At 39.4% G+C, this 22,960-nt stretch carries 20 protein-coding genes; 13 read left to right on the top strand and 7 right to left on the bottom strand.

Features of this window, described 5'->3' with window-relative positions; genetic code table 11:
• Positions 1-50 precede the first annotated feature (50 nt).
• From tpx to ribB, 6 genes are all read left to right on the top strand, one after another.
• Entirely contained in the window at positions 51-557 is a 507-nt protein-coding gene (gene tpx / locus D1013_RS12945) for a thiol peroxidase (protein WP_121849232.1), read from the top strand.
• Positions 550-915 (top strand): diacylglycerol kinase family protein, encoded by a 366-nt coding sequence (locus tag D1013_RS12950; RefSeq protein ID WP_121849233.1) that lies wholly within the window; start codon positions 550-552, stop codon positions 913-915. The genes tpx and D1013_RS12950 overlap by 8 nt, the downstream gene beginning before the upstream one ends.
• A gap of 249 nt (positions 916-1,164) precedes the next feature.
• Positions 1,165-3,549, top strand: coding sequence for a DNA translocase FtsK (locus tag D1013_RS12955; RefSeq protein WP_121849234.1), 2,385 nt, complete (start codon positions 1,165-1,167; stop codon positions 3,547-3,549).
• Between the two features lie 20 nt (positions 3,550-3,569).
• The gene (locus tag D1013_RS12960; RefSeq protein WP_121849235.1) at positions 3,570-4,220 is read left to right on the top strand and encodes an outer membrane lipoprotein periplasmic chaperone LolA1; all 651 of its coding nucleotides are present in this window, start codon (positions 3,570-3,572) and stop codon (positions 4,218-4,220) included.
• Positions 4,221-4,299: 79 nt separating this feature from the next.
• Positions 4,300-5,778, top strand: a complete 1,479-nt coding sequence (locus D1013_RS12965) for an LptF/LptG family permease (protein WP_240467916.1) — start codon at positions 4,300-4,302, stop codon at positions 5,776-5,778.
• Positions 5,775-6,917, top strand: coding sequence for a 3,4-dihydroxy-2-butanone-4-phosphate synthase (gene ribB / locus D1013_RS12970; RefSeq protein WP_121849237.1), 1,143 nt, complete (start codon positions 5,775-5,777; stop codon positions 6,915-6,917). Before D1013_RS12965 ends, ribB begins: the two co-directional genes overlap by 4 nt.
• Before the next feature lie 76 nt (positions 6,918-6,993).
• Here ribB and D1013_RS12975 read toward each other — a convergent pair whose 3' ends face one another.
• The 6 genes from D1013_RS12975 to D1013_RS13000 all read right to left on the bottom strand — a co-directional run bounded on the left by D1013_RS12975 (position 6,994) and on the right by D1013_RS13000 (position 14,592).
• Complete coding sequence (locus tag D1013_RS12975) at positions 6,994-7,782, bottom strand: 3-keto-disaccharide hydrolase (RefSeq protein ID WP_121849238.1); 789 nt, start codon at positions 7,780-7,782, stop codon at positions 6,994-6,996.
• Between the two features lie 76 nt (positions 7,783-7,858).
• Positions 7,859-9,055 (bottom strand): DegT/DnrJ/EryC1/StrS family aminotransferase, encoded by a 1,197-nt coding sequence (locus D1013_RS12980; RefSeq protein ID WP_121849239.1) that lies wholly within the window; start codon positions 9,053-9,055, stop codon positions 7,859-7,861.
• Positions 9,056-9,080: 25 nt separating this feature from the next.
• Positions 9,081-9,716: a nitroreductase family protein gene (locus D1013_RS12985; RefSeq protein WP_121849240.1), complete on the bottom strand. Its 636-nt coding sequence runs from the start codon at positions 9,714-9,716 to the stop codon at positions 9,081-9,083.
• Positions 9,717-9,951: 235 nt separating this feature from the next.
• On the bottom strand, positions 9,952-10,593 hold the full coding sequence (locus D1013_RS12990; RefSeq protein WP_121849241.1) for a response regulator transcription factor: 642 nt from the start codon (positions 10,591-10,593) through the stop codon (positions 9,952-9,954).
• Positions 10,594-11,302: 709 nt separating this feature from the next.
• Entirely contained in the window at positions 11,303-13,213 is a 1,911-nt protein-coding gene (locus D1013_RS12995) for a PorP/SprF family type IX secretion system membrane protein (RefSeq protein WP_121849242.1), read from the bottom strand.
• Between the two features lie 113 nt (positions 13,214-13,326).
• Positions 13,327-14,592, bottom strand: a complete 1,266-nt coding sequence (locus tag D1013_RS13000; protein ID WP_121849243.1) for a TolB family protein — start codon at positions 14,590-14,592, stop codon at positions 13,327-13,329.
• Between the two features lie 248 nt (positions 14,593-14,840).
• Here D1013_RS13000 and D1013_RS13005 point away from each other — a divergent pair, with 248 nt between their 5' ends.
• The 6 genes from D1013_RS13005 (at position 14,841) to D1013_RS13030 (ending at position 20,172) form a co-directional block, all read left to right on the top strand.
• Positions 14,841-15,962, top strand: a complete 1,122-nt coding sequence (locus D1013_RS13005; RefSeq protein WP_121849244.1) for a glycerate kinase — start codon at positions 14,841-14,843, stop codon at positions 15,960-15,962.
• A 288-nt stretch (positions 15,963-16,250) separates the two neighbouring features.
• Positions 16,251-16,745 carry an SRPBCC family protein gene (locus tag D1013_RS13010; protein ID WP_121849245.1) on the top strand — a complete coding sequence of 165 codons (495 nt, stop codon included), beginning with the start codon at positions 16,251-16,253 and terminating at the stop codon, positions 16,743-16,745.
• Between the two features lie 41 nt (positions 16,746-16,786).
• Positions 16,787-18,367, top strand: coding sequence for a M61 family metallopeptidase (locus D1013_RS13015; RefSeq protein ID WP_121849246.1), 1,581 nt, complete (start codon positions 16,787-16,789; stop codon positions 18,365-18,367).
• 101 nt (positions 18,368-18,468) lie between these two features.
• Complete coding sequence (locus D1013_RS13020; RefSeq protein ID WP_121849247.1) at positions 18,469-18,909, top strand: SRPBCC domain-containing protein; 441 nt, start codon at positions 18,469-18,471, stop codon at positions 18,907-18,909.
• Positions 18,910-19,105: 196 nt separating this feature from the next.
• Positions 19,106-19,654 carry a hypothetical protein gene (locus tag D1013_RS13025; protein ID WP_121849248.1) on the top strand — a complete coding sequence of 183 codons (549 nt, stop codon included), beginning with the start codon at positions 19,106-19,108 and terminating at the stop codon, positions 19,652-19,654.
• Between the two features lie 47 nt (positions 19,655-19,701).
• Positions 19,702-20,172 carry a hypothetical protein gene (locus D1013_RS13030; RefSeq protein ID WP_162987902.1) on the top strand — a complete coding sequence of 157 codons (471 nt, stop codon included), beginning with the start codon at positions 19,702-19,704 and terminating at the stop codon, positions 20,170-20,172.
• A gap of 27 nt (positions 20,173-20,199) precedes the next feature.
• On the opposite strand, the gene D1013_RS13035 is transcribed toward D1013_RS13030, so the two are convergent.
• Complete coding sequence (locus tag D1013_RS13035) at positions 20,200-21,324, bottom strand: sialidase family protein (protein WP_205601247.1); 1,125 nt, start codon at positions 21,322-21,324, stop codon at positions 20,200-20,202.
• Between the two features lie 217 nt (positions 21,325-21,541).
• Here D1013_RS13035 and hemN point away from each other — a divergent pair, with 217 nt between their 5' ends.
• Positions 21,542-22,894 (top strand): oxygen-independent coproporphyrinogen III oxidase, encoded by a 1,353-nt coding sequence (hemN, locus tag D1013_RS13040; RefSeq protein ID WP_121849251.1) that lies wholly within the window; start codon positions 21,542-21,544, stop codon positions 22,892-22,894.
• Positions 22,895-22,960: the final 66 nt, after the last annotated feature.

Here is a 22,960-nt window from a genome sequence, read left to right on the forward strand (position 1 = left end):
TTCAACTTTTATTTTTTTAATTTCACATCCAATCTTATAAAGAAATAAAAATGGCTACAGTTACCTTAAAAGGAAATGAAATACATACAAAAGGAAGCCTTCCAAGCAATGGAAGCCAAGCTCCTGCATTCACATTAATTAAAAGTGACCTGTCAAGCGCTTCACTTTCAGACTATTCTGGCAAGAAAGTGGTTTTGAACATTTTTCCTAGTGTTGATACCGGAACTTGCGCACAGTCTGTCAGACAGTTCAATGAAGAAGCGGCCGAGTTAGACGACACGATAGTGCTTTGTATTTCAAAAGACCTTCCTTTCGCGCAAGCACGTTTTTGTGGTGCCGAAGGAATAGATAATGTTGAAATGCTATCCGATTTTAGAGACGGGAGTTTTGGTGATGCCTATCAGCTGACCTTTACAGATGGCCCCCTACAATCTCTTCTATCTCGCTCAGTAGTGGTTATTGATGAAAACGGAAAAGTCATTTATTCCGAACAAGTTTCTGAAACGGTCGATGAACCTAATTATAAAGCTGCTTTAGAGGCATTGGCAGATGCGTAAAGAAACTTTCGTAGAAAATAGAATCAAAAGTGTGGGCTTCGCATTACGTGGAGCCCTTCTTCTGATTCGAACGGAAGCCAGCATCAAAATTCAGGTAGCACTTGCCGTTTTGGTAACGATTGCCGGCTTCTATTATCAGATTTCGAATACCGAGTGGATTTTACAGGTTTTGGCAATATCTCTGGTAGTCGGCATTGAAGGTGCCAATACAGCTATTGAGAAGATTTGCGATTTCATCCATCCAGATTTTGATGAACGCATAGGTTTTATAAAAGATGTTTCCGCCGGTGCCGTGATGTTGGTTTCTATAGGGGCCATTATTGTAGGGCTCATCATTTACCTACCAAAAGTATTTTAATGTACCGCCCCCAATAATTGTAACGATAACCACGTCCTTCCGCAAACGAGACAATAATTGTCTTTTTTATGTGTTTCTATTTGAAAAGACACCTATTAAATAGAACACTATCATGCCTTCTAAAAGTAGGTACAATCCCCAGCAAATAAGCCCTTTAAGGGCGACTTTTCAACAAACAAAAAAGACTTTAGGTAAACTTCGTGCCGAAATGCGCGTAATACGTACTTTTGCACACAGTGGAAAAATGTAATGGCGAGAAAGAAAACAACAACCAAAAAAAAGACCACAACGAAAAAGATGAGCCTTCGCCCATCTAAACAGAATACCATTATACTGGGCAGTTTATTGATTCTGTTTAGTATGGCGTTATTTTTCTCATTTGTATCCTTTTATTTTACCTGGCAAGACGATCAAAGCCTCTTGAGCGAGTTCGCCGACCGAAATGAACAAGCAAAAAATCTTCTAAATAAGTTCGGGGCCTCTGTTAGCCATTTTTTTGTGTATAAGGGGTTTGGGTTGGCTTCGCTTATTTTTACGGTCCTCCTTTGTATTACAGGCCTATACCTCTTCTTGAACCTGGATAAAAAAGGGTTGTTGAAGAAATGGATCTGGGGTCTCATTTTTATGATATGGATTTCAGTCGCATTTGGTTTTGTAGCAGAAACGCATCCCCTTCTTGGTGGTCTGGTTGGCTATGAAATGAATGATTTTTTAAAGGATTATACCGGAACCATCGGGGTCGTTCTTATTCTAATCTTCGGTCTGGTATTTATTTTGGTGAGGTTCTTTAAATTTTCGCCGGATAGCATGGCAAAAGCTTTTGCTAAAGGAGAAAAGACCATTAAGGACTCTAAATCAACAAAGACGGTCAAAGAAAGTATCAATGACGAAAGGGATACTCCAATAACCGAACCTGTGGAGGAAAAACCCGTGGTAATTGATACTTATACCCACAAGAAAGATATTCCGCATCTAGAGAAAGAAGATAATCCAAAGGACGATTTTCAGGTCAACGTTCCTGTTGAAGAAGAGGAATCGGAAAACCTGAACATGGAGGTAGAAAAAATTGTAGAGGAAAAAGAAGAGACCGACAACATTGCCGACAAATTGGTGCAAGATTTTGGCGAGTTCGACCCTACCCTCGAATTGGGCAATTATAAATTCCCTACTATTGAATTGCTTGATCAGCACGGCAGTACGGGCGGAATCACTATCAATCAAGAGGAGTTAGAGGAAAACAAGAACAAGATTGTCGAAACCCTCAAGAACTACAAAATTGGCATTTCTCAGATAAAGGCGACCATCGGCCCTACGGTAACCTTGTACGAAATTGTTCCGGAGGCCGGTATTCGAATATCCAAGATTAAAAATTTGGAAGACGATATCGCGCTTTCACTGGCGGCATTGGGTATTCGTATCATAGCCCCGATTCCCGGCAAGGGTACCATCGGTATAGAGGTGCCCAATAAAAATGCCTCTATCGTCTCGATGCGTTCGGTCATAGCCTCCAGTAAATTTCAAAAGGCCGAAATGCAGCTACCGATTGCGTTCGGTAAAACAATCAGTAATGAAACCTTTGTAGTCGATTTGGCCAAAATGCCCCACCTTTTAATGGCCGGTGCCACTGGTCAGGGTAAATCGGTCGGTTTGAATGCGGTTCTTACCTCATTATTATATAAAAAGCATCCGGCAGAAGTAAAGTTCATTTTGGTTGACCCCAAAAAGGTAGAACTTTCAATTTATAATAAAATAGAGCGACACTTTTTGGCGAAATTGCCTGACAGCGAAGAGGCAATTATTACCGACAATGCCAAAGTAATCAATACTTTGAACTCGCTATGTATCGAGATGGATAACCGCTATGAGCTCTTAAAAACGGCCATGGTACGGAATCTTAAGGAGTACAACGCCAAATTTAAGGCCCGAAAACTGAATCCGAACGACGGCCACAAATACCTACCTTATATCGTTCTGGTAATCGATGAGTTTGCTGACTTGATCATGACCGCAGGTAAAGAGGTAGAGACCCCTATCGCCCGATTGGCACAATTGGCCCGAGCCATTGGTATTCACTTGATTATTGCTACACAGCGACCTTCGGTGAACGTTATTACAGGTATCATTAAAGCCAACTTCCCGGCCCGAATAGCTTTTAGGGTAACTTCGAAAATCGACTCCCGCACTATTTTAGACACTCAAGGTGCCGATCAGCTGATTGGGCGTGGTGATATGCTATACACCCAAGGTAACGATGTTACACGTATACAATGTGCGTTTGTCGATACGCCAGAAGTCGATAAGATTACCGAATACATCGGTTCTCAAAGGGCCTACCCCAATGCGCATGAGCTTCCCGAATATTCCGGTGAGGAGTCTGGCACAAGTATTGATTATGAAATAGCGGATAGGGATGCAATGTTCCGCGAGGCGGCCGAGGTGATCGTCACCGCCCAACAAGGCTCTGCATCGCTCATCCAAAGAAAATTAAAACTTGGTTACAACAGGGCGGGTCGTATTATCGACCAACTAGAAGCCGCTGGTATTGTGGGTCCCTTTGAAGGAAGTAAGGCACGCCAAGTGCTGGTACAAGATTTGGTGGCTCTTGACCATTTATTAAGCAATGAAGGAAATTAAAATAGAAACAAAATAAGAAAATGAAGAAACTAATACTCGCATTGACCCTATTGTTAAGCTTTAATTCGCTTACCATTTCTGCCCAGAATTCGGAAGAGGCCAAAGCACTCCTGGAAGATGTATATAATAAGGTCAAAAGCTATGACAACATACACGTAGATTTCAAATATGTTCTCAATAATTCTGAAGCTGGCATCAATCAAGAAACTCGCGGCGATGTAACCTTACAAGGCGATAAATACCTAGGTAACTTCTTCGGGGCGACCCAATTATACGATGGCTCAAAAGTTTACACTATTGTACCTGAAAACGAAGAGGTTACTATCGAAGACAAATCAAATGATGAGAATGCCCTAACACCGGCAAAAATGCTTACTTTCTATCGTGAGGGCCACAATTATGAGATGGATATATTGCAAAATGTAAACGGTAGAAAAATCCTATTCGTCAAATTGACCCCAATAGATACCAACTCAGAGATAAAGAATATTTTATTGGGTATTGATGCCGAAACAAAACATATTTATAAGGTTATCGAAACCGGAAAAAACGGCACGACTACAACCATCACAGTTAATACTTTCAAAACGGACCAAACATTGTCAAAAACCTTGTTTACTTTTGACGAGGCCAAATATAAAAGCGACGGCTACTACATTATAAAAAACTAAGTCCGCAGCATTGAAAATTCTAGACCGATATATTCTATCGCGATTTCTTTATAATTTTCTCAGTTCGTTCGTCATACTGATGTTTATTTTCATCTTTCAGACGATCTGGCTTTTTATTGACGATTTTGCAGGTAAAGGACTGGATATCATGATTATAGGAAAGTTCTTTTTCTATATGATGCCTAGCCTAACGGAAAAGGTTCTACCCCTCACCGTTCTTCTGGCCTCTATTCTCACATTTGGTACTTTTGCCGAAAATTACGAGTTCGCCGCCATGAAGGCTTCTGGCATATCGCTACAACGGGCCATGTTAAGCTTAATCGTCTTTATGGTACTGTTGGGTGGTGTCACTTTTTATTTTGCCAACAACGTCATACCCGCTTCAGAACAGAAGATTTATAACATGCGGCGAAATATTGCCAAGGTAAAACCGGCCGCAGCCATTGAAAAGGGTGTTTTTAGTGACTTTGAAGGCATGAGTATCAAGGTCGATGACAAGTACGGTGAAAAGGATCGCTTTTTAAGGAATGTCATCATACATCAAAAATCAGAAACCAATGTAAACACCACGGTCATCAAAGCTAAGACCGGTGAACTAATCAGTAGTGAAGAGTCTGAATTGATACAATTGGTCTTAAGAGACGGCCATTACTACCGGGATGTTGAGAATAATAGTGACGACAACAAGAGAAAGTATCCTTTCGCTAAATCAAATTATGAGATTTATCGAATGAACATAGAGATTCCTGAAATGGAGCAAGATCTTGAAGAAGAAAATGTTTCTAACAGGGAAAAAATGAAGAATGTTTCCCGCTTATTGAAAGATATGGATTCTTTGGAAGACGATAACCGAAGAATTGTAACGGCCTTCTCAAAGAATATCGTCAATAGAATGGGTGCGTTTACTCCTATTATAAAAATCGATACTACAACGGCCAAAAAAGGCAAGGAACGAATCAAAGATTCCATTGCTCTTCAAGAATCTCCAATTGAGAAAGATAGTGCCCTCATATCAAAAGATTCAACCAATGCTTTAGCCACCTCTTCGGAAACAGAATTTTTTACCGGAGACATTATTGAACTATTCAAAGATTACCAAAAAGGACAAATTATTAATGCGGCGAAGAACTCCGTATCCAACATCATGACATCAATAGATGGCAAAAAAATGGAGCTAGACAAGCGCTATGAAATACACCGCAGGCATATTTTTTCTTTACATGATAAATACGCATTAGCGCTTTCTTGTATTATTCTGTTTTTTGTGGGCGCACCCTTGGGTGCAATTATCAGAAAAGGAGGCATAGGTCTGCCCATGGTGGTGGCCATTCTCTTATTCCTGGTCTATTATTTCTTGGGCGTTTTTGCCGAGAATTACTCTTACAAAGGCAACATTCACCCTATTTTGGGCGCATGGTTATCTTCAATGATAATGTTACCTTTGGGCATCTATTTAACACAGAGAGCTACTGCCGATCGGGGCATGATGAGTTTTGGAAACGGAATTGACAGAATTAAAAGAATTTTTGTTAAGAAGGCTAAACCAGCAGAGGAATGATTACCGATACTGAAAAGAAGACGAAATTGAATACCATAGAAGAGGCCATAGAAGATATTCGTAACGGAAAGGTCATCATCGTGGTAGATGACGAAAATCGCGAAAATGAAGGAGATTTCTTGGCTGCCGCAGAGTTGGCCACTCCTGAAACGGTCAATTTTATGGCTACCCACGGTAAAGGACTGATCTGTGCCCCTTTGACCGAAGGCCGATGTAAAGATTTAGGTCTCCACAAAATGGTGACCAACAATACCGACCCTATGGAAACCGCTTTTACCGTTTCCGTTGATTTAAGGGGAAAAGGGGTTACAACAGGAATTTCAGCTTCCGATCGTTCAAAAACCGTTTGCGCTTTGGTCGACCCAGAAACAAAACCGCATGATTTGGCCCGTCCGGGACACATTTTTCCGTTGATTGCCAAAGAAGGTGGTGTACTCAGAAGAACAGGCCATACAGAAGCTGCCATCGATTTTGCCCGTTTGGCAGGTCTACAACCCGCTGGAATCATTGTTGAGATTATGAACGATGACGGTAGCATGGCCAGATTGCCACAATTGTTCGAAGTGGCCAAGAAGTTCGACCTCAAAATAGTATCCATTGAAGACTTGATTGCCTATCGAATGGAGCATGACAGTCTAATATCTAAAAAAGAGGATTTCGAAATAACTACCCGATTTGGAAATTTCAGGCTCCGGGCCTATCAACAGACCACCAATGAGCATGTTCACTTGGCTTTAACCAAGGGCTCATGGACCAAAAAGGATGAAGTATTGACCCGTATTAATTCTACCATGGTCAATAATGATATCTTAGGTACCTTGACCAATAACATTGATAGTAAGCTAGAAGATATGTTTAAGGCTATCGATAAAGAAGGCCGCGGTGCGATTGTATTTATCAATCAAAACCCTGAGTCGTTAAATTTACTGGGGCGTTTAGCAGAACTTAAAGAACTACAGAAAAAGGGTGTCTACAAAGCTCCAAAAGTAGAAATGGATGCAAAAGATTTTGGAATTGGGGCCCAAATACTTCATGACTTAGGTATTGTTAAGTTGAAGGTACTTTCGAATTCCCCGCAAACGAAGAGAGTGGGCATTGTAGGTTATGGGCTTGAAATAGTGGATTACGTAGGTTATTAATTAACTAATCACCCATCCTAACAGCATAAAAAAAGGCAAGCTTTAGCTTGCCTTTTTCATTTGGGTAGTTGCCCCATTACAATCTTCTGATCCAAATATTTCTAAACTGTGTTTTATTTCCATGGTCTTGAAGTGAAATAACATCTTCGCCATGAGCCTCCGGGTAATTGTGAAGACCTATATAATAAGTGATCCCATTAATGTCGACATCGTTTTGTACCAAAACCCCATTATGTAAAACGGTAATGGTCGCTTTGGTGTCAATGGTACCATCTTCCTTAAATCTTGGCGCACGGTAAATAACATCATAAGTATTCCACTCTAACGGGCCGCGCATGGCATTTACCAATGGCGCATGGTCTTTGTAAATACTACCTGCCTGACCGTTTCGGTAGGTTCTGTTGTTGTAAGAATCCAAAACTTGCAGTTCGTAACGGTTTTGAAGAAAAACACCACTATTACCCCTACCCTGACTAGCACTTTCTACTTTATCGGGTGCACTGAATTCAATATGTAACTGACAGTCTCCGAACTTCATTTTAGTACTGATACCCCCAGAACCAGGCTCCACCTCCATATGATCATTATTAACAATATTCCAAGGTGCAGGTTTACTAGGGTCTTTTTGGCTTACCCATTGATCCAAACTGCTTCCGTCGAAAAGGATAATGGCGTCAGATGGGGCATCACCTAATTTTTTTCCAGGTGTAACCACTGGCACTTCAGGTTCCCATATCTCCGTCATTTCTGGTTTCATCGGCATCGGGGATTCTTTTGGAGGAACACTTGTATAAGTGTTTTGAGCCTGCAACTGCATCCCCATAGTTAAAGCAATCAAGAGAATGGAAATTTTTATAGATTTCATGTTCCTTTTAATTTTGGTTTGATAAATTTTATAGCTAATAAATATAAATAAATTAATTAAGTGCTTCCCCTATTATCTATCGGATAATGGCCGATAGTACCTCTACCATTTTATTGGCCCTTTCAAGTACTTCATTTTCAGACCAGCTCAATTTTATCAAGCAAGATATATTTCTACCGACCCAATGGTCAGATTTTGAAAAATCGGCCTCCGAATAGTCAGGAAGCAGTTCATTGACCTCAAAAGATAACTTTGTGAGCGATTGTTTTGTAGAAAGATGTTGCCACTTTCTATAATAGTGCCAATTATTATCGTACCAATAAAAGCAACCATCTACACCTGATTTTTTAAGAAGATCAGACGCCTTTTTAGCTTGCTCGCTATCGGGCATAAAAAAACTCAGAAAAGCATAACTTTCTTCACCTCCCTCAGGAACCGACCTAAAGGTAATTCCTTCTACTTTTGATAAGGCCTCTCTAATAATGGTGTAATTCCTCTTTTGAATGACTATAAAATCATCCAATCGTTTTAATTGCGCTAAACCTACCGCAGCGTTCAATTCTGAAATACGGTAATTGTATCCCATAAAAGGATGACCTTCGGCACCTCTATCTGAACCTATGTGATCATGCCCATGATCAGAATACCGGTCGGCATTTATTTTAAACTTTTCATTATTCGTAACGACGGCACCACCTTCACCACAGGTGATGGTCTTAACATAGTCAAAAGAAAAGCAACCTAAATCGCCGTAGGTGCCAAGAGCCTTACCTTCAAAGGTTCCTCCTATGGCTTGGCAAGCGTCTTCTAACAGAAGAAGCGAATGCCTATCACAAATAACCTTTAACTCTTTAAGATTCGCCATTGAGCCGCACATATGTACTGGCATAACCACCTTGGTTCGGTGATTGATTGCCTTTTCAACAGCCACAGGGTCAAGGGTAAGAGTCTCATCAACATCTACCAATATAGGAATGGCCCCTAGGGCCAGTATCGATTCAAAACTCGCAACAAAAGTAAAGGTGGGCATTATAACCTCATCACCCGCGCCTATACCTGCACTTGCCAATGCTACGGTCAATGCGGCTGTACCACTACTGACCAATTGTACATGGTCAACATCCATTTTCTTGGATAAGGCGGTTTCAAGCTCTAAGGCCTTATAATGTCCGTTTCTCATGGAGTCAAATCCGTAGCGCATTAAAACTCCAGACTGCAAAACGTCATTTACTTGGGCACGCTCTAGGTCCCCAAAAAGTTCAAATCCTGGCATTTATAAAATTTACAGTGATTATTTATTAATTGATATCTATAATACTGTCTTCTAGTTTTTTACGTACTTTTTTAAACTCAGAAAACATATCATCTTCGGCCCGATAGCCGACGGGAAGTACAAGAACAGGCTCGAGCCCTTTTTCTGCTAATTTTAGGTGATTTGTATATGCCTCAGGAACAAAGCCCTCCATAGGGCATGAATCGACTTCTTCCATAGCACATACGGCCAACAAATTCCCCAAAGCAAGGTAGGCCTGGTTTTTCGACCATTGCCTTATTTCTTCAACCTCTTTACTTGAAAAATCTTTGACCAAAGCCTCTCTAAAGGGGTTCAAAATTTCATCGGAAGTACCGCGAACGGTTCTTACATTTTCGAAATACTTTTGAATATATTCTTTATCTATTCTATTTTGGGTGCAGATGACCAATAAATGAGAGGCTTGCGCCACCTGCTCTTGACCGTAAGAATGCTGTACCAACAGCCGCTGCAATTTTTTATTGGTGATGACCAACAGCGTAATGGGCTGCAGACCATAGGAGGTGGCCGTTAGGTTAAACGCTTTTTTTAATCGCAATAACTTTTCGTTTGGCAACTCTCTATGCTCATCAAATTTCTTTACCGCATATCGCCATTCTAACTGTTTTACACTATCCGTCATATTCAAATTTCAATGTGCAGGTCTTTCGGTATTTTAAGGTACTACGCAAAGAACCTACTCTTACATTTAATAGCACTTTTAACAAAAATAGCCTTATTTTAATTCTTAAATCAAACCAATTTAGCAATTTAACGTCGGTTTATTGTAGAATATAAAAAGGGACCGTTGATTACGGTCCCTTAGCAGGAGTAACGGGACTCACCTTGTAAGTCCGCCAAATCATAAGTTAAGTAAGTTAAATTAGGGCACGGGAAAATTCCATTTCCTGCAATTTTCTTAAAGCCTCCGATTTTGAATTCACGTTCAGTTTCAGGTAAATATTCTGAATATGAAAATTCACTGCGCTGGCCGTCACAAATAATTTTTCGGCAATAGTCTTATAAGTGGCACCTTGACATAGGTATTCAACCACTTGGTTCTCTCTTTCAGAGAAAAATTCATAGGATTTACCTTGAAATTTTGAAATAATTTGACTGATAATGTCATTGCTCATGGTGGCGCCATCGCTTTTTATAGAATCTAAGGCGTTGTAAAGCGTGCGTTCGCTCACCGGTTTTGATAGATAGCCATTGGCGGTATTTTTAAATGCCTTTTTGACCATATCAAAATCTTTGTTTTTGCTGAGCATAATGATTTTAACATCAGCGTCTTTTTTTCTGAAAAGTTGAATGCCCTCAATACCAGAGGTGTCAGGCAATTCAACTTCAGAAAAAACAATGTCGGGCCTAATGGAATCGTAATCCGCCAGTGCGTTCTCTACGGTGGTGTAGATTCCCATTAATGAGTATTCTAAAAATGATTCAAAATACGTTTGGTAGGCCGAGTGAAACTGTACATCATTATCAATGACAATGATTTTAGATAATGTGGTATTCATGGTAAGATGGGATTTTAGAAAACAAGTTTCAAATCATTGATTTTAAACAAGTTATCATGGTTAAACTCATTTCAAAAAGTTCAACAAGCCCCTGTTGCCCAGCCCTCTATAATTTAAAATTAGGCATAGGTAGTTCATTCTTCATAGGTATCAACCTGTAAAGCGACAAAATAAGGTGACTGATTAAGCATCAATTTTATCAGGAGGGTACCCCTTTACAATCGAATCTTAAAGGCAACAGTAAATAATTTGGCTTTTGAACAGTTTACTCAAAAACTTGGTAGGGTTTTGAACAAACTTTAAATTTCACTCTCAGGAGATGAGAGGTTCTGCACTTGATTTAAACTTTAGACCAGTGCTCTTTTTTCGGAAATGTTTTTGGTAGTACTTCATGGTAAATGGGATTTGGGGGTTCATAACATAGGTTATTTCGATTTGGTTTACCAAACATACTAATTTTACTTTCCGAGCTAGTTTTTCACTATCTGTTTTCGTTAAAATACACCAAAAAACCACAGATAACTTCCATTCATCGGAATAAATAAACCACTTATCGATACTGTTTTACCTGTTAAAATGAGGGTTTTACCATCAAAAAATCGTCGTTCAAATGTATATAAACGAAAAAACAGCGGAGCCTCCCCCACTGTTTTCGCCTAATTTTCTACCAAAAAAATCAGGTCCCACTAACCATAAGTTAATATTTTAATCAATCATCATAGCTGTTATGCACTATTGCTGATTGGTCGTCAACTTGCATGATCCATTTTTCATTCAGGTACTTACCGTTCATATTGGATATGTAAGCTGTTTTTGCATCTTCTTTAAAATTGTAGTCTGCCAAGTACACATAGTACAGTCCGTTTTCTTTGTTATAGAATTGACCTGCTTCCAAACCTTGTTTCTTAAGGCTGTCCATAAAGGCATTCATATACTTTTTATTACTGTACACATTAGCTATTACATAGTAACCTGACTGTACACCGACGATATCGGCCTGGTTCAATACTCGTATCGGTAAATCAACTTGTTCTTTTAAGTCTTCGGCAACGTTCGTGTTCGCTTCTTTAAGAGGCTTAGACTCTGATTGAGCCACTCGTTGCTCTCTTTGAAGCTTTCTCGCTTCTTCTCTTTGATTGAAGAAAGCATCTACCGATTTATGAATCTCGTTCTCTACAACTGCATTCTCAATAGCGTCGCTCTGTTCTTCGGCCACATCTACCTGCTTAACTTCATTCGGCTCAGCCTTGGCAAGACGGGTTTCGGTAGCCTTTTTCTCCATTGACTTGACCGCTACGCCGGTATAATAGGTACGAGTACCTCCTTTTTCTTCTTTCGATTCAACACCACTACCTTTTACCTGACGTATCTCATCTTTCAAGACATCTACCAAGCTTGCCAATCGCGCCTCGAAGGCGGCATCTCTGGCGGCATCTATAGAGTCTTGTCTTAATATCATTTCATCTAGTATCAATCTGTTTTCGTATGCTAATGCATTACTTTCATCTTTTACAGCAAGTGAACTCGTAGCCTCTTTTTTCAAGGTTGTACGGTTATTGGCCCTTGCCATCTCATTTTCTTCTTTCAGCTTTAAAATCTGCTCCTCATAGTTTCTCACTATTCTATCTATCTGGGCATCGTTAGAAGCGTCTACAAGGCTGTTTACCGTTTCTCGATTGTCATTAAAGTTATAGGCCAATGAAACTTCGTGGTTCCACCCTAAGTCGGCATCATCTTGATTCAAGTCTTTTTCTAAAATGTAGCCTAAAGACATTCTTTTACTCAAATTAAAGCCTAAACCTCCACTAAGTCCATAAGTGTCATCATAATTGGCCTGAAACCATCCGAAGGTCGGCATATCCAACAAAATAGATCCTACATAATCAATACTACCATCTATGTTTTGGCCTACTTGGACCAGCGGCATTAGCCTAGCGTCTGCAAACAGACCTCTATTGGCCATAAAGCCATAGCTATATTGTACCGAAGCTTTGACGCTTTTTGTACTTAAATTGGTCATAAAAGAGTTCGCCGTCTGGTTGTACTTAAAGAGGTCGGTAGCATATAGACCGAAGTCAAAACTTCCCCAGGAAAGTGTTACACCTGGCTGAATGGCTACTTTGTTCTCTTTTTTAGAATCCAATATTTTGTTATCGTTTTCCACAGCTATAATTCTATTGCGATCCAAGCCCTCGCTGTAATAAGTGACGTTGGTACCAAAAGTGAGCTTCTGTTTGTCGCCCAATTTAACGGCCGTAGCATAGTTGGCATTGAAGCCGAACTCTTGTACAACCCCAGACCATTGGCTATATACACTGATACCCAATGCGGTATTGTTGTTCATGCGGTTGCTGAAGCCCAGAAAGTAATTCTGGTCGTTGTCTTCAAAAGTCGCATACTGGTTTCTGTGCAATATATTTATGTACGACTTGTTCTCTCTCACCAATGAAAAGGTAGGGTTGATCAAAAAGCGGTTATAGAACAACTGGTTGTGATATGTGCTTTTTGAATTGAACTGGGTGGTCGGCGCTTCTTGGGCCTTACCCATCTGTATCCCGATATAGGCGCAGAACAGCAAAAACAGAACGGTTCTCTTGGTAGTGTTACAATTATAGCTCATGGTAGTGATATTTGGGATTAACTGGTTGACCTATTTCAAGGCCGGTAAACGGGCAATAGCTTTTTATGTAGGCCGCAGGCGGTAACCGAACGGCCTACACTATTGTTCCATTTTTATTCATCTTCGAATACCGAAGTGGTATAGCGAATCTGTGACTCCGAATTCAAAGCCTCCATTAGGTTGTATTCGTTCTTATCTTCGGAAAGATTTTGGGTCTCTTCAGCGTAAGTGAAAGCAATGCGCTCAACCGAGTTTTTACCTTTACCTCTGTTCGACATGACATAGGCCTTACCGTTCTCGCTGGTAAATGCTATGGCAAAATCATCGTGATCGCTGTTAATCTCACTTCCTAGGTTTACGGCCAAGTCAACCTTTTTCTTGCTTACCTGCGTCATGTAAACATCTAAGCCACCATAACCTCTTCTTCCTTCAGAAGCGAAAAACAATGTTTGGTTACCCACCACTTTTGGGTAAAGGTCATTCTTCTTAGAATTCACTTTAGGGCCAAGGTTTTTGGCTACTCCCAAACTTCCGTCAGGGTTGATATCCGAAACATAGATATCGAAATCGCCATAACTTCCTGGCATATTCGAAGCAAAGAAAAGTCTTCTTCCATCAGCAGAAATTGCAGGATGCTTCGCCGATGAATGGTTTGGTGCTACGGCCACTTCATTAATATTGGTCCAGTCACCATTTACTCTTTCGGCACGGTAAATTTTATGTACTTGCTCCTTTTTTGAGAAAATACCGGTCAATGGTTTTTCTTTTACGGTCTTGCTGAAATAAGCCACATTACCGTTTGGCGTTACGGCCACGGGCATTTTATAGGCATGCTCTTTATCAACATCTTCGCCGATGTGAGCTCTTAGGCCCTCTTCGGCCACGCTTTGGTCATCGACCACGAAGGAACCGTTGGTGCTTTCAAAATCTAACTCTCTATATCTTTCGGTGACAGGTCTTTCTAAAAAGCTGGCTACCGTATTATTATCAATCTGATAATCGCTTCTTACTTCGGCTACCCAGTCGGTAGTTTCATCTTTTGAAGCATCAGCGGTCGCACCTGACATTTTCATAGCGTAATGATAACGCTTTTGGTAACTTTTGCTCAACGGAGCACCTTTTTTCGACTCTTTTAACTTCTCATACCAAAAAGATGCCGCAGCATAATTTTCGTTTAGAAAGTTGGCATTGCCCAAGTCTTCAAAAATTTCTTGGTCTTTGTAACCTTGTTCCTTTAAAATTCTGTAATGCTCCATCTTTCTTTCGACTTGATGGTCTGCCACAGTATTTGATTTGGTAGAGTACTGTGCTGTAGCGGTACTACAGTAACAAGTGATCAAACATGCAAAAAACATGTTAGAGGTTAGCGAATTTTTCATAACTAATTCGATTAGGGGTTCATATCTGTCGACAAAGTTCACTAAAACCCTCCTTCACCTACTTATTAAAAATTCATAGGTTTCACTCAATTTTCCTATAAATTATGTTAAAATTGGTATTTCAACGCTTATTTTTGACGCTTCAACCGAAAATTTAGAGGTGAAATAGGTTGAATGAGCTATGAATTTTTAGCTATCCTCTAAACATATCAACTAAAAACTTAAACGACCAACTAAACTACCTTAACGTGAAATTTGTAATAGCACCTGATAAATATAAAGACTCACTTACCGGATTTGAATTTTGTAACTGCGTAGAAAAAGGTATTCGACAAGTACTTAATGATGCCGAAATCGTAAAGATGCCCCTGGCGGATGGTGGGGACGGAACTATTGACGTGGTACAACATTATATAAAGGGTAGCAAAGTTCAATTGACCGTCAAAGATCCCCTGTTCCGACCAATTACCACATCTTATCTATATTCTGAAGAAGAAAAGATAGCCTACATTGAAATGGCGGAAGCCTCAGGCCTTAAGATTCTGGCAAAAAACGAGCGTAATTGTATGTATACTACAACTTACGGTACGGGAGAGTTAATTTTACATGCCCTAGATAAAGGTGCAGAAGAGATAATACTAGGCATTGGAGGTAGCGCTACCAACGACGGTGGTATAGGCATGGCGACGGCTTTGGGCTTTAAGTTTTTAGATTCTTTTGGAAATGAACTCAAACCAACTGGTGAAAACCTACAACATATATATAGTATAGATAAAAGCTTCGTACACCATCGCTTAAACGAGGTCAGCGTAAAAGTTGCTTGTGATGTTACCAACCCCTTTTACGGAGAAAATGGTGCGGCCTACATATATGGTGCTCAAAAAGGAGCGTCACCCAGTGAAATTAAGTTCTTGGACCAAGGTCTACGCAATTTGGCAAAACTTGTTGAAGATATAATGGACTTGAATTTGCAGGAAGTATCTGGAGCAGGTGCTGCCGGTGGTTTTGGAGGGGGTGCCATTGCCTTTTTAAACGGACAATTGGAATCCGGAATCAACATGGTCAAACACTTGGCGAACTTTGATGAAGCTATTATTGGAGCTGATTGGATTATTACGGGAGAAGGTCAGTTAGATGGACAAACCCTATCGGGAAAGACTATTGATGGTGTTGTTCAATCGGCAAAACAAAAGAGTATTCCGGTAGCTGCATTTTGTGGATCAGTAGCCATTAATCAAAATTTACAGGAGAATTTGGGCATTTCATACGCCACATCAATCATCAAAGGTATTTGTACGCTTGAAGAAGCTATGGCCGCCAGCGCCGATAATCTGACTTTCGCAAGTTATAATTTCGCCAAGTTGTTATAAAAAACTTCATTTCCCTATCGTTCTTGTTAGGCATAAAATTCTTAAGAAACGGACAAGAAGTTAAGCTTAAGGCCCTTGATTGTCATTTAATTTTTTACAATAATTAGCAAAATCTCAGGGTATTTTGCTCTGTTTTCTCATTTCCCAGAATACTTATTACAAGAACTTTTCAAAATTGAGCCCCTAGAAAATAAATGAATATTTATTATGTAGTTAAATAACTTCATTTATATTTGTAGTCAAATAGCTTCATAAAAAAATTCTTCATTAATCTAAAAACTCATTAAAATGAAAACTAATTTGCTTTTTGACTTTAAAGTCGACGAAGAAAACAATACCATTGAAATCAAAAGGGAGTTCGACACCGATTTACCCTTGGTTTGGAAAGCATGGACTACCTCAGAACTGTTAGATCAATGGTGGGCTCCTAAACCGTACCATGTAGAAACTAAATCTCTAGAGTTAATTGAAGGTGGTACTTGGTTGTACGCCATGGTCAGTCCTGAAGGTGAAAAAACATGGTGCAAGGCCGATTATAAAAAGATAGAAATGAATGAAGAGCTATCATGGCTTGACGCTTTTTGCGACCAAAATGGAAATAGTAACACGACAAAACCAAGGTCGTTATGGAACAATAAATTTTCTGCCAAAGACGGGCGAACATTGGTGAATATGACTTTACACCATGATAAATTGGAAGATATTCAAACCATGATAGAAATGGGCTTTAAAGAAGGCTTTACAATGGCTTTAGAAAACCTAGACCAATTGCTAGAGCGTTAAATTATGGTGTATCTTGTCGGTTTAAAGAGAAACCATTCATAATGCATTTTAAAAGATTGCCAAAACAATTTAATTGGACTAAAGGACATGCTATTCTCATGTTCTTTTTCTTTTTCGCCCTATACTCAACAGCACAATTACAGTCGAAACCCACCTTTAAATTTACGATTTCTGTCGAAAGGCCTGAATCTCATAATTATGAGATACAATTTGATATATCTGACGTAGAAAAAGATACGATTCTGCTCAAAATGCCAAATTGGATGCCGGGCTACTATCAGTTTATGAACTATTCCGAAGATGTTAAAAATATCTCTGCCACTCTTTCCGGTGGGGAAACAATACCAGTTGTAAAAAACTCGGATAATTCATGGCAGGTCGTAAATGCGACAAACAAATCAATAAGTATTTCCTATCAAGTTCAGACCCACAAAGAATTTGTAGCCAATAGCTATGTTGATATTGAACGTGCATACATCATACCTACAAATTCTTTCATGTATGTCGATGGATACCTAGACTACCCCGCTACTGTTCGAATAAACAACAACAAAATATGGACGTCGATTGCTACTGGGCTTCCAGAATCGGAGAATACCAAAAGTACTTTTCAATCACCAAATTTTGATATACTTTACGATTCCCCAATTCTTTTGGGCAACTTAGATTCCCTAACTTCCTTTTACGTGAATGGAATAGAACATCGCTTTTTGGGCTATAAACTTGGTAATTTCGACAGAAATTCATTCGTCGAAAAGCTTCGCCGTATCGTACAGTCATCAGTGAATGTTATTGGTGATATACCTTATAAGAATTATACATTTATAGGTATCGGCCCCGGACAAGGCGGTATTGAGCATTTAAACAATACCACAATTAGTTTCGATGGTAATCAATTGAACAATGAGGACCACCTTATGAAGGTGCTCAATTTTTTGGCTCATGAATATTTTCATCATTACAATGTGAAACGTATTCGTCCCTTTGAGCTGGGTCCTTTTGACTACGATGAGGGCAGTAAAACTACAATGCTATGGGTGAGTGAGGGGTTAACCGTTTATTATGAGTATCTGGTTGTGAATCGCGCACAAATATCTGATGATAAAACGTTGCTCCGCAATTTTGAAAGGCACATCAATCACTTTGAAAACAATCCGGGAAAAGCATTTCAATCTCTAGTACAATCAAGCTTTCAAACATGGAGCGATGGTCCGTTCGGCAACCAAGGCCCCGAAAAGGGAAAAACCATTTCTTACTACCAAAAGGGTCCTATAGTTGGATTGCTATTAGACTTTGCCATTAGAAATGCTACCCAAAATAAAAAATCGCTTGATGATGTAATGCGTTATTTGTATTGGGAATATTATAAAAATTTGAACCGTGGTTTTACCGATGCTGAGTTTCAACAAGCATGTGAAAATATTGCGGGCACTAAACTGACATCAATTTTCGAGTATGTATATACTACTAAACCATTAGATTATAAGGTTTATCTTGGTTTTGCTGGTTTAGAACTTAAAAAAGTAGGCGAAAACGAGAAGACCTATAAAATTGTTCCCGTTGATAACCCCACTTATTTACAGAAAGAGATATATAAGGGATGGATAATGGGTAGTAATTAAATATCTAAGCGAAGCGACCAAATTATTAATTTTAGCTGCGAAGAGCTATAAAACAATCGAATAGCCAATTTGGTGTGTCATTTCAAAAGTAGTTTGTGGCTATGAAACCAACAGATAATGAAATTTTTAGCTCGCGGATACTGAATTATTCTGTTGAGAAAGTATATCTGGCTTTCGAGAACCCTGACCATTTAAAAAACTGGTGGGGACCAAATGGATTTAGCAATACTATTCACGAGTTTGATTTGCGACCAGGTGGAAAGTGGGATTTGACCATGCACGGACCTGAAGTTGGTAATTATCGAAATACTTCCGCGTTTAAAATTGTGATACCTCAAAAATTAGTTTCTTGGAGACGCATCACCCAACCTTATTTTGACATGGAAGTTGGCTTCGAAAAACTGAGTGAAACAAAAACCAACATTTCTTTTCGAATGGTTTTTAATACACCAGAAGAATGTGCTAAAATTAGAAAATTCGCACTTCCGAAAAACGAAGATAATTTTGACCGATTGGAAAGAGTATTAGAAAATACACAATAGTTATATTAATTTCAATATGCTTATTATCAATTTATTAAATACCTTAATCTAAAGATAATTCTCTTATCTTAATTCTTAAAGTTTTACTTTAAGCTGTAACATTCCTTTCAATTACAATACAAATCTTTTATATTAATTATTCAAGCGAGTTCTCTTTGCAACTTCTCACAAACGACGTTATACTTCCGCAGAAAAAATGAACCATCAAAAAGTCGATTTACCTTATATCGTTATGGCTATGGCAGCCGTACTTTCCACTTGGCTTTTGCACGAATTTGCGCATTGGTTGACAAGCGTTTCTTTGGGCTACCAAAGTGCGTTGTATCTAAATGGCACCTCATTTGAAGACGTCGCCTCCCCAACTGAAGTACATCGAATACTGGTTTCAGCTGCTGGGCCTTTAATAACCATTATACAAGGTTTTTGCTTTTATTTTATCCTGAGCAGTAAGGGTTGGAATAAACATCTTTACCTTTTTCTTTTCAGCGCTTTTTATATGCGGGCTCTAGCGGGTTTTATGAATCTCATCAATGCCAACGACGAAGGTAGAATTAGTGAGTTTTTTAATCTAGGAACTTTCACCCTCCCTGCAATCGTTAGCCTTCTCCTCTTCTTTTTGGTTTACAAAATTGGTAAGATGTTTAATCTTAGTCGGAAATTTCATTTAGCGACTACTTTTTTGATTATGCTTTTCAGTTCTATCTTAATTATAGCCAATCAAATGCATGCCATAAGAATCATTTAATTATCTTTAAGTACGATAGAGCATTATAACTGCCATTCTTACTACATATGAAAGGATTCTTGTTCACTTTAAGCCTTGTCATGCTACTTTTAGGCTGCTCCAATGATGAAAAAGATTGCTGTACCTTTATCGATACTGCCATTACCATCAAATACCTCAACGCAGAAGGAGAAAATTTGTTTGAAGTAGCTAATGGGTACAAACTTTCAGAACTTACCGTATACCATAATATTAATGGCGTATGGGAAAGATATTACGAGGGAAACTTAGATTATCCCAAAGGATTAAATACGGTGGAAACAGACGGTGGCGTTGAACTTATAGTTTTTCCTAGCACGAACATGGTAGAAAATCATATTTCGGAGACGAAAATTCAATTCTCAGAGTCCGAATCAGATATCATCAAATCTCAGATAGAAAAATCCGGGTCCACTGAAATCGTCACAAAAGTTTGGTACAACAACGAACTAAAGTGGGAAAACAACCAGGCTGAAAGAGCTTTTCAAATTATCAAATAGGGTAACTATTAAAATCCTACCTTTTTATTAGTCCACCAACTTTTTAGGGTCAATCACCAAATATTTCACAGATTCCCGATTAAAGGTATAAGTAGCATGCACTAAACCATCTTTCGACTGTATTATTGCCGGATAGGCGTAACCGTGCTCTGATTCTTCATTTTCGATAGTCATAACGGGTATCCATTTAATACCATCATCTGAAATGGCTAAATTTAATAAGTCCCTACCCCTATTCTCCTTGGTGCGCACTTTATGATTATATATCAGCAGTTGTCGACCATCTTGTAAGGTTACGGCATCGGTTCCGGAATTCGGATTCGGCAAATTGATGCTTTTGACATCGCTCCATGTTTTACCATTGTCGCTCGACCATGATTGGGCCAAAACCCCCTGCCGGGTTCTCGCCAACACCATCAGTCTACCATCAGCTAATTGCATAATACTAGGTTGTATGGCATCAAAAGTAACTCCGTCATGAATAGGACCAATTACCTCCCAATTTTTCATCTTGGCGTCCGATTTTTCAAAATGTATTTTCCAAAAAGTCTCATCACCTTCAATTCTTTCACTGCTAGATGGGTGCAAAATACTTCCGTCTGCCAATTGAAACGATTTGTTCTTTACGGGACCCAATAAATGACCTACTTTCTCGTCTTCTCCAATCTTCTCACCATAAGACCAGGTATAACCATCGTCGGTAGAATACTTCATCATACCCCACCAGTCACGAGGGTTGGGGCCTTCCTTATAAAAAAGATAGAGAGGACCTTCTTTTGGTTGAAATAGTACAGGATTCCACGTGGCATACCGCAACGTATCATTATGAAAACCGTTAGCCACCTCCACCGGCCATGTCCACTTACCATCTTTTAAATGTGAAACCCGAATGCCTACATCGGGGTGATTCTCATGCGGACCGGCGAAAAAAGCAGCAACCATACCTGAAGGGGTCTCAACAATGGTCGAAGCGTGGGCGCTGGCCTCCGGTCTCTGGTCTAAGGGGTAGATGAACTCTCGTTTTAAGAGGGCCCCTTCCCCTACTTTCTCCATCGGAGGAATATAAAACTTGCCTGTTACATCATTAGGTTTTTGACCCAGAAGACAAAAATGGGTGATAAAAAGCAGAATTACTGCGTAATTAAGTCTCATAAAATTCATTTGATTTTTGCCAATATCTCAGCAATTGTCATAATAAACGCGAAAGATACGAAAGAAGCCCAGTAAAAAACTGCCTAATTCTTATCTGAAACTTATAGTTTTTTGGCTTTGCCCTAAAAGGAAATAGATGATAGAAAACATAACCTCGACTGACATTTGTCATATTTTTTAGATACCGATACATTTAAGTTTGCCCTAAAACGTTCATATGTGCCAACTTATTCAAAAATATAATGTAGCGGGGCCCCGTTACACGAGTTACCCAACCGTACCCTTTTGGAATATAAAAGAATTTTCAGGTAAAAAGTGGAACCTTTCGGTACAACAGAGCTTTAAAGAAAGTAGTGAAGAAGGTATAAGCCTGTATATACATTTACCATTCTGCGAAAGCCTATGTACTTTCTGCGGATGCCATAAGCGAATAACCAAAAGGCATGAAGTTGAAGTACCCTATATTCAATCCGTTTTAAAAGAGTGGCAACTTTATTGTAATCTATTTGGTAAGAAACCCATCATTAAACAATTACATCTGGGTGGTGGCACCCCCACATTTTTTTCTTCTGAAAATTTACAAATGCTCGTCAAAGGAATCTTTCGTAAAGCACACAAAGCAATAGATTATGAATTCAGCTTTGAAGGCCACCCCAACAATACTACCTACGAACAATTAGAAACCCTTTTTGAACTAGGTTTTAGAAGGGTCAGTTTTGGCGTTCAAGATTATAACCTGAAAGTTCAGAGAGCCATTCATCGCATTCAACCTTTTGAAAATGTAAAACGGGTTACCGAATGGGCCAGACAAATCGGTTACACGTCTATCGGTCACGATATTATTTTTGGCCTACCACATCAATCAAAAAATGATGTTATTGAAACAGTCAATAAAACTAACTTGCTTAGGCCCGACCGTTTGGCATTTTACAGCTATGCCCACACCCCTTGGCTTAAGGGTAATGGTCAACGAGGCTATAAAGAGGAAGATTTACCTACTGCCGATGAAAAACGTGAACAATACGAGGTGGGTAAGTCGCTTTTACAACAACATGGCTATTATGAAATAGGCATGGATCATTTTGCTCTACCCAGCGACAGTCTTTATCAATCGGTTAAAAGTGGTTCTTTACATCGTAATTTCATGGGGTATACCGATGCCACGACCCAGTTAATGATAGGCCTTGGCGTATCAAGTATTAGTGATAGTTGGTACGGTTTTGCTCAAAATGTCAAGAGCATTGAAGAGTATCAACACTTGGTCGATAATGAGGTAATCCCCATATTTCGTGGTCACATATTAACGGATGAAGACCAAAGCATTCGCCAACATATCTTGAACCTAATGTGTCGCTTAGAAACCAGCTGGACCAGGGAAGATAACGGATTGATGCAACCCGCCGCCCAAAAGTTAGAAGAAATGGAAAAAGATGGATTGGTCAATATTGGGAAAAATAGAATTGTTATAACAGAAAAAGGTCGACCCTATGTCAGAAATGTGTGTATGGCATTTGACCTTTATTTACAAAGAGACAAACCTACCAATCGCCTATTTTCGATGACGGTATAAGTTGGCAAACACGTTCGACCAACATTTTTAAATAGAATAGAAAAACAGAAATATCCGATTTGAAAT

It is taken from the genome of Euzebyella marina (genome assembly GCF_003687485.1).
GTDB classification, from domain to species: domain Bacteria; phylum Bacteroidota; class Bacteroidia; order Flavobacteriales; family Flavobacteriaceae; genus Euzebyella; species Euzebyella marina.

Coding starts and splice junctions, on each gene's coding strand:
- tpx (WP_121849232.1), top strand. CDS start 51: ATGGCTACAGTTACCTTAAAAGGAAATGAAATACATACAAAAGGAAGC.
- D1013_RS12950 (WP_121849233.1), top strand. CDS start 550: ATGCGTAAAGAAACTTTCGTAGAAAATAGAATCAAAAGTGTGGGCTTC.
- D1013_RS12955 (WP_121849234.1), top strand. CDS start 1,165: ATGGCGAGAAAGAAAACAACAACCAAAAAAAAGACCACAACGAAAAAG.
- D1013_RS12960 (WP_121849235.1), top strand. CDS start 3,570: ATGAAGAAACTAATACTCGCATTGACCCTATTGTTAAGCTTTAATTCG.
- D1013_RS12965 (WP_240467916.1), top strand. CDS start 4,300: ATGTTTATTTTCATCTTTCAGACGATCTGGCTTTTTATTGACGATTTT.
- ribB (WP_121849237.1), top strand. CDS start 5,775: ATGATTACCGATACTGAAAAGAAGACGAAATTGAATACCATAGAAGAG.
- D1013_RS12975 (WP_121849238.1), bottom strand. CDS start 7,782: ATGAAATCTATAAAAATTTCCATTCTCTTGATTGCTTTAACTATGGGG.
- D1013_RS12980 (WP_121849239.1), bottom strand. CDS start 9,055: ATGCCAGGATTTGAACTTTTTGGGGACCTAGAGCGTGCCCAAGTAAAT.
- D1013_RS12985 (WP_121849240.1), bottom strand. CDS start 9,716: ATGACGGATAGTGTAAAACAGTTAGAATGGCGATATGCGGTAAAGAAA.
- D1013_RS12990 (WP_121849241.1), bottom strand. CDS start 10,593: ATGAATACCACATTATCTAAAATCATTGTCATTGATAATGATGTACAG.
- D1013_RS12995 (WP_121849242.1), bottom strand. CDS start 13,213: ATGAGCTATAATTGTAACACTACCAAGAGAACCGTTCTGTTTTTGCTG.
- D1013_RS13000 (WP_121849243.1), bottom strand. CDS start 14,592: ATGAAAAATTCGCTAACCTCTAACATGTTTTTTGCATGTTTGATCACT.
- D1013_RS13010 (WP_121849245.1), top strand. CDS start 16,251: ATGAAAACTAATTTGCTTTTTGACTTTAAAGTCGACGAAGAAAACAAT.
- D1013_RS13015 (WP_121849246.1), top strand. CDS start 16,787: ATGCATTTTAAAAGATTGCCAAAACAATTTAATTGGACTAAAGGACAT.
- D1013_RS13020 (WP_121849247.1), top strand. CDS start 18,469: ATGAAACCAACAGATAATGAAATTTTTAGCTCGCGGATACTGAATTAT.
- D1013_RS13025 (WP_121849248.1), top strand. CDS start 19,106: ATGAACCATCAAAAAGTCGATTTACCTTATATCGTTATGGCTATGGCA.
- D1013_RS13030 (WP_162987902.1), top strand. CDS start 19,702: ATGAAAGGATTCTTGTTCACTTTAAGCCTTGTCATGCTACTTTTAGGC.
- D1013_RS13035 (WP_205601247.1), bottom strand. CDS start 21,324: ATGAGACTTAATTACGCAGTAATTCTGCTTTTTATCACCCATTTTTGT.
- hemN (WP_121849251.1), top strand. CDS start 21,542: ATGTGCCAACTTATTCAAAAATATAATGTAGCGGGGCCCCGTTACACG.